General features: G+C 43.7%; 7 protein-coding genes. 6 read left to right on the plus strand and 1 reads right to left on the minus strand.

What is annotated here, in order from left to right; genetic code table 11:
• Nucleotides 1-85: 85 nt before the first annotated feature.
• The 4 genes from zapE (at nucleotide 86) to V7051_RS04675 (ending at nucleotide 3,485) form a co-directional block, all read left to right on the plus strand.
• Entirely contained in the window at nucleotides 86-1,240 is a 1,155-nt protein-coding gene (gene zapE / locus V7051_RS04660) for a cell division protein ZapE (RefSeq protein ID WP_333873868.1), read from the plus strand.
• A gap of 429 nt (nucleotides 1,241-1,669) precedes the next feature.
• Nucleotides 1,670-2,026: a hypothetical protein gene (locus tag V7051_RS04665; protein WP_333873869.1), complete on the plus strand. Its 357-nt coding sequence runs from the start codon at nucleotides 1,670-1,672 to the stop codon at nucleotides 2,024-2,026.
• Nucleotides 2,019-2,807 carry a cyclopropane fatty acyl phospholipid synthase gene (cfa, locus tag V7051_RS04670; RefSeq protein ID WP_333873874.1) on the plus strand — a complete coding sequence of 263 codons (789 nt, stop codon included), beginning with the start codon at nucleotides 2,019-2,021 and terminating at the stop codon, nucleotides 2,805-2,807. The genes V7051_RS04665 and cfa overlap by 8 nt, the downstream gene beginning before the upstream one ends.
• Nucleotides 2,808-2,900: 93 nt before the next feature.
• Nucleotides 2,901-3,485: a DUF2780 domain-containing protein gene (locus V7051_RS04675; RefSeq protein ID WP_333873870.1), complete on the plus strand. Its 585-nt coding sequence runs from the start codon at nucleotides 2,901-2,903 to the stop codon at nucleotides 3,483-3,485.
• A 278-nt stretch (nucleotides 3,486-3,763) separates the two neighbouring features.
• On the opposite strand, the gene V7051_RS04680 is transcribed toward V7051_RS04675, so the two are convergent.
• On the minus strand, nucleotides 3,764-5,398 hold the full coding sequence (locus tag V7051_RS04680) for a LysM peptidoglycan-binding domain-containing protein (RefSeq protein ID WP_442919726.1): 1,635 nt from the start codon (nucleotides 5,396-5,398) through the stop codon (nucleotides 3,764-3,766).
• Nucleotides 5,399-5,497: 99 nt separating this feature from the next.
• Between V7051_RS04680 and V7051_RS04685 the strand changes: the two genes are divergently transcribed.
• Complete coding sequence (locus tag V7051_RS04685) at nucleotides 5,498-6,217, plus strand: class I SAM-dependent methyltransferase (RefSeq protein WP_333873872.1); 720 nt, start codon at nucleotides 5,498-5,500, stop codon at nucleotides 6,215-6,217.
• Nucleotides 6,210-6,692: ribonuclease HI (gene rnhA, locus V7051_RS04690; RefSeq protein ID WP_333873873.1), on the plus strand; the 483-nt coding region annotated here is incomplete at its 3' end. The genes V7051_RS04685 and rnhA, both read left to right, overlap by 8 nt.

Consider the following 6,692-nt stretch of genomic DNA (forward strand, 5'->3'; position numbering starts at 1 on the left):
ATTATCAATCGCTGCACCAAGCCGTGGCGCAACGCGCCTTAACTGCATTCCCATGCGGCGCGTGGGAACGAGTAACACCTAACTTATGCTAAAAAAGCCTTTCCGCCAAATACCGGCTGAACACTCCGAGAACCAACCAAACTCACTGGAAAAGCAATACAACTTCCTAGTAGCGCAAGGCCACATCCAATACGAACCGGCACAAATCACAGCCCTGCATCACCTGCAAACCTTACTCGACAACTTACTGATAACGGTCAACTATAACCAAAAATCCCTCCTGCATAAACTCTTCCGGTCCAAACCGGCCGATTTCCAAAGCCTGTATATATTCGGCGACGTAGGCCGCGGCAAGTCGATGTTGATGGATTTATTTTATGAAGCCTGCCCTATCCGCCAAAAACGCCGGGTGCATTTTCATGCGTTCATGCTCGAAGTCCACGCCTTCGTCCACCAATGGCGCAGGCAGAACAATACCGATGCGATTTCAGCATTAGCCAAACATATCAGGACATCGGAACGGCTGCTTTGCTTTGACGAGTTTCATGTCTCCGACATCGCCGATGCGATGATCCTGGTGCGATTGTTTCGCAAGCTGTTCGAATTGGGCATCGTGGTTGTAATTACCTCCAACTGTCATCCCAATGAGCTTTATCATGCCGGCTTGCAACGGGAGTTATTCCTTCCTTTTGTCGGACTCCTACAAGAAAAAGCCACAGTCATAGAACTGGTTGCAGACCAGGATTACCGGCTCAGCCACTTACACGCGCTAAAGACAACTTATTATTATCCGCTGGATCAACAGTCCACAGAATTCATACGGCAAAGTTATAACGAATTGACCCATTTTGCCCCTTTGAAACCGGGCGTTGTGGAAGTCTTAGGTAGGAAAGTGTCGTTGTCTGCGGTATACGGCAACGTTGCCCTCACCTCCTTTGAGGAGCTCTGCATGCATGCCTTAGGCCCTGCCGATTATCTGGAAATCGGCAACCGCTTCGACATCCTGATTCTGTCTGACATTCCTAAACTGACCAAAGAAAAATGCAACGAAGCCAAACGCTTTGTCACACTGATTGATGCGCTGTACGAGCATAAGGTGAAACTGATCTGCACTGCCGAAGTAGCGGCCCAGGAACTTTATACCGTCGGCGAAGGCTCATTTGAATTCGAACGGACAGTGTCTAGGTTGATCGATATGCAGTCGGAAAATTATTTGCTTATTGAACATGCCTGTCGGTGATGACGGCTCTTATTTTTATGCGTCTAATTCCAGCATAAAAAATTTGCTATCAATATTGAAAGACCGTAAAACTCTGCCTAACAGATTTTCAGTGCGGGCTGATGGCTCCGATCGACCTGTGCTTTGACCCGCTCCAGAAATCAGTTGCAGGCGTTGGAAAAGCTGAAGGGGAGATATTAGTCGAACTTACCTACCACTGGTATCCGCCTCATATTTCAAATTATCTTTTTCTCAAGCCGAGCAAGTAGCCCGCTGGGGCTTGCGGAATCCGGTGCTTAGTGACTCCGATTAGCCCTACACATCTGCAATTTGCCAACAAAATTCAATTTTTATTATCATAGCAGTCTTGCGGTTAGTAAAAACCGTTTGTTTATTTAACTGAAATATAGCCGGGAATACCTATATTTCGGGTCTGGTTAGGTAATGACTATGAGTAATTTAATTAATAATAAATATAATAAATTCAAATCAAAACTAGAAAAACTACTGGAAGGATCGAACATAGCTTTTAATGGCAATAACCCTTGGGATATTCGTGTCTATAACACCAAGTTGTATGAAAGAGTCCTCACTCAAGGCTCTGTGGGACTCGGTGAAGCCTATATGGATAAATGGTGGGATTCAGACCGGCTCGACGAGTTATTTTACAAAATCTGTTTAGCCAAAATTAAAAAGAAAGTCTCTTTGAATCCGCACGTTATCAAAAAAAGCCTGCTGGCTTATTTTTCCAATCAGCAAAGCAAACATCTCACTTCTCATATCATCAAACACCAACGATATTGGTAATGATTTATACAGAGCAATGCTCGATAAAAGCCTGACTTACAGCTGCGGCTATTGGCGCAAAGCCAATACTTTGGAGCAAGCACAGGAACATAAATTCGATTTGATATGCAGGAAACTAAATTTACAACCGGGTCAAAAAATACTTGATATGGGCTGCGGCTGGGGTGGCTTCATGAAATATGCGGCTGAACATTATCAGGTCTCTTGCGTGGGAATTACCCTGTCGGATGAACAACACGCTTTGAGTCAATCCCTATGCACCAATCTTCCTATTGAAATACGCTTGATCGATTATCGTAATCTCAACGAAACCTTTGATCATATTGTATCGGTTGGCATGTTTGAACACGTTGGCTACAAAAACTATGTCGACTACATGAGCGTTGCAAGAAAATGTCTAAAAGATGACGGCCTGTTTCTTTTACACACCATAGGCGGCAATAGATCGGTCATTAATGTTGACCCCTGGATGGAAAAATATATTTTCCCCGGAGGAATGCTTCCTTCCATCAAACAAATTGGCAAAGCCATTGAAGACACATTTATTTTGGAGGATTTACATAGTTTTGGCGCTGATTACGATAGGACCTTAATGAGCTGGTTTGATAATTTTAAAGCCGGTTGGAGCAGTATCGCCGGCAATTATGACGAGCGTTTTTACCGGATGTGGAAATATTATTTAATGTCTTGTGCAGGCGCATTTCGGTCGTGTGAAAATCAGCTTTGGCAGATTGTTTTATCCAAAAATGGTATATTTGGAGGATATATGTCGGTACGGTAAATGACTATGCATTGATAATATTTAATCATAATATAAGTTTTTCCCGATATTATCGGCTTTTTAAACAGTGCTCAATCTCAATGAGAGGAAAATATGCAGCAAAAAACGGTTCTAACGCTCTGTGCGTCGCTAGCCATTTCAGTCGTACTGGTCAACAATGCTGGTGCAGCAAATTGGAAAGATATGCTTAATGCTGTTAATAATAGTAATGGTCAGCCGAATAATACAGGCCAAGCCTTGCAGCAGGGTCAACAGGCTGTTACTGCGGCTCAGACAGTGCAGCCCGGCAGCCTGGCTGAATTATTAATGCAACGGACAGGTGTAACCCAGGCCCAGGCTCAGGGAGGCGCAGGCGCTTTGTTTCAAATCGCTAAAAACAAAATGCAGGCAGATGAGTTTACTCAGCTGGAACAGGCGGTGCCGGGCATGGAAGGAATGCTGGGAGCAGTGCCTGCCCTATCTCAGCCAAGTGGCGGTTTAGCGGGCCGCTTGTCTTCAATAGCGGGCGCTTCGGGCGGAACGGCGGGGAATTTAGTTTCTGTGATCTCCGCTTTTCAGCAGCAAGGCATGTCGCCTGCGATGATGCAACAGTTTATCCCGGTAGTGATTGATTATGTTAAAACCCGCGGCAATGACGCTATGGTAAATACTTTAAGCGCGGCGTTAATCGGACTCTGAATCGATCATACTTCTTGAACAGTTAAGCCGTTCCATAATTCGACAAGACTCTCCTGAGCATAACCGAAGGGCTCACACCACGAACGGCTAACTTCTCTGCTTCCTGTAATTGAAAGCCCGAATACGGCTTTATTTCTCTCCTTAAAAATACGGCATCGGTACACATTGTATTATCGTCATCCTAACAAGGATGACGAATTATGTAGATCCTATGCCTTCACACAGGTTGAGGACTTCCAAAAATCGCGATCCAAGGCATGTACTTGTACAGCCACCGATCAAGTATTAAGAATCACCTTCAGCTTTTTACCTGGAGTAAGCGAATTGCTTATTGTTGGTGAATTCCATTTACGCAGGTCTGCGATTGAAACATTAAATTTACGGGAAATTTGCGCTAGTGAATCGCCTTGTTTAACGGTATAACTAATCAAACGAATCCCTGCTGCAGATGGAACTACAGCCTTTGACGCTACAGCTACTGCCTGTTGATTGGCGGCTTTAATGGTCAGCTTCTGACCTAAAACCAATGCCGATTTTGAGGGGATTTTGTTCCAGCTCTGGATATCATTAACGCTAACCGAAAATTTCTGTGCGACATTCCAGAATGTGTCGCCTTGTTTTACAACATAGATCTGGGAACTTTCAGGTTTAGTTTTAGCTATTTTGGCGTCGACTTGGTTATCGGTTGATTTTTGTGGAGTAGGCATCTTTAACAGCATACCGGAATGGATAGCATTGCTCGTCAAATGGTTAGCCTGACGGATTGATTTGGCCGTTGTATCATTTTTATCCGCAATAGATGCAAGGCTCTCTCCTGCCTTAACTTTATGTTGGTTTGGGATGCTTTGGATTTGATCGTGCCGATTTTGCGCCATCGTTTCATCATGGTAGCGCTTCATATCGACCCTTTCATCATAAGGCAATTGAGCCAGATTTTGTTTGAATGAATGTGCTTTATCCACAGGGATTAGTAAGTGATGCGGCCCTTGCGGCGCGGTACTTGAGTGGTTAAAGCCGGGATTTAATTTTAAAAACTCATTCAGCGGCGTATTAGCCAGTTCGGCGGCTTTGTTCAAATCCAGTTGGGATTTGACATCAACAAGTTCACAATAGGGTTTATTGGGGATGTGTTGTAAATCAATATTGTATTTTTCGGCATTGGCAAATATTTTGGCAATAGCGAGCAGCCGCGGCACATAGTCCTCGGTTTCCTTGGGAAGATCTAATGACCAGTAATCGGTTGGCAGGTTGAGGTTTTCGTTTTTTTCTATCGCTTTTCTTATATTGCCTTTGCCATAATTATAAGAGGCCAACGCAAGATGCCAGTCACCATCAAAAGTCTCACCTAAATGCTTGAGAAAAGAAGTTGCGGCTTTGGTTGAGGCATAAACATCGCGGCGACCATCATACCAAGCGTTTTGTTGAAGACCATATAGTCGACCGGTAGCCGGTATAAATTGCCAGAGCCCTGATGCATCGCTTTTTGAATAAGCTTCAGGTAGAAAGGCGCTCTCAACTATTGGCAATAAAGCCAGTTCACCGGGGATGTTTTTTGCTTCGACTTCATCAAGAATAAGATGCAAATAAGGTTCCGCCCGTTGCTGAACCCTGGCAAGATAGGCAGGATGACGTAAATACCAGTTTAACTCACGCTCAATACGCTCATTTTCAATATTGGGAAGAGAATATAACGACAATAACCGTTCCCAAACCGTATTCTTGTACTTTGGTGGTACGTTATATTTTTGTTTGCCGAATGGGTGGAGCGCATGTCTCACATAGCTGTTATCTGTTTCAGCGCTGGCAGGCGGCCTATCGTTAAAAGAGTCTTTTGAGGTTGTAGAACAGCCTGTTGCGATTAAAAAGATCAATACTAATAAAAATTTAAATGATCTGTTAAAGTTATCGCGCATCATCTAAGCCTTTTAAGAATGAAGTTTATTATTAAGATGTTATCATTATAGCTTGTTTTTATTGAAAATCATCAAAGTCAAATAGTGTAGAATTCGGACATGAAACGTAATTTCTTATTTGCCTGGTATCAAACTCCTAGAGGCAAGCTGCTACAACAGCTTGAAGCCGACTATTTACAACGGTCTATTACCGTCAGTTGTCAGCAAACCATCTTGCAGATTGGCGGATTAGGCTGGGAAAGTGAGTTTATCGACTGCACTTTATACAAGAATTTTACGATACTCGATGCCAAAAGCCTAGGCTGCAATAAGGCAAGAAAAATCCAGGCCAAAGCATACAGCCTGCCCTTGCAAAGTAATTGTATCGATATGATTATAGTACCGCATTTATTGGAGTTTGATGCTTTTCGGTTTCAAACCATGCGGGAAGTGGAACGTGTTTTGAAGCCGGAAGGAGTATTGGTAGTATTGAATTTTAATCCTTGGAGCCTATGGGTTAGATACCAATATATGTGGGACAAAAAAATGGCCGATTCATGGGGAGGACACTTTATTTCCCGCTCAAGAATTCTGGACTGGCTAAAGTTATTAAATTTTGAAGTAACCGTATCGTCTGAGTTTAACTTGGACACGGTAAAGTCAACTCATGGAAAATTTATTACCCGAGGCCACTCGCTCACATCGACTGCTTACGCGATTAAAGCTATCAAACGCCGTTACAACCTGATCCCATTAACGCCCGTACAATCGTTAAATCCTCGTTTAATTTTAACAAACCCACTTAACGCACCAACTACACAGCTAAACAGATATGACTGATTCTGTCATTATTTACACTGATGGCGCCTGCCGAGGTAACCCCGGACCGGGAGGCTGGGGCGTTATTCTCAACTATAAAGGGAATGTTAAGGAACTTTACGGCGGCGACCCCGATACCACCAACAACCGCATGGAATTGATGGCGGCAATCCAAGCCCTGGAAACCCTGAACAAACCTTGCTCCGTACATATCAATACCGATTCAAAATATGTACTGCAAGGCATTACTGAATGGATGATCAACTGGAAAAAACGCGGCTGGAAAACAGCTTCCAGAGCACCAGTTAAAAATGAAGATCTGTGGCGCAGACTGGATGCCGCTATTCAACGGCATAATATCGAATGGACATGGATAAAAGGCCATTCAGGCGACAAAGATAATGACAGAGCGGATGAACTGGCTAATCTTGGCATTGACTCATTAACTGATGTTACGCACTCGCCCCCCAAAAGGCGTATTATTCTGGAATGGATA

Origin of the sequence: Methylobacter sp. (genome assembly GCF_036845245.1) — a bacterium.
GTDB lineage: Bacteria > Pseudomonadota > Gammaproteobacteria > Methylococcales > Methylomonadaceae > Methylobacter_A.

Excerpts from the sequence above, each read along its gene's own strand:
- zapE (WP_333873868.1), top strand. The coding sequence starts at position 86 with ATGCTAAAAAAGCCTTTCCGCCAAATACCGGCTGAACACTCCGAGAAC.
- V7051_RS04665 (WP_333873869.1), top strand. The coding sequence starts at position 1,670 with ATGAGTAATTTAATTAATAATAAATATAATAAATTCAAATCAAAACTA.
- V7051_RS04675 (WP_333873870.1), top strand. The coding sequence starts at position 2,901 with ATGCAGCAAAAAACGGTTCTAACGCTCTGTGCGTCGCTAGCCATTTCA.
- V7051_RS04680 (WP_442919726.1), bottom strand. The coding sequence starts at position 5,398 with ATGCGCGATAACTTTAACAGATCATTTAAATTTTTATTAGTATTGATC.
- V7051_RS04685 (WP_333873872.1), top strand. The coding sequence starts at position 5,498 with ATGAAACGTAATTTCTTATTTGCCTGGTATCAAACTCCTAGAGGCAAG.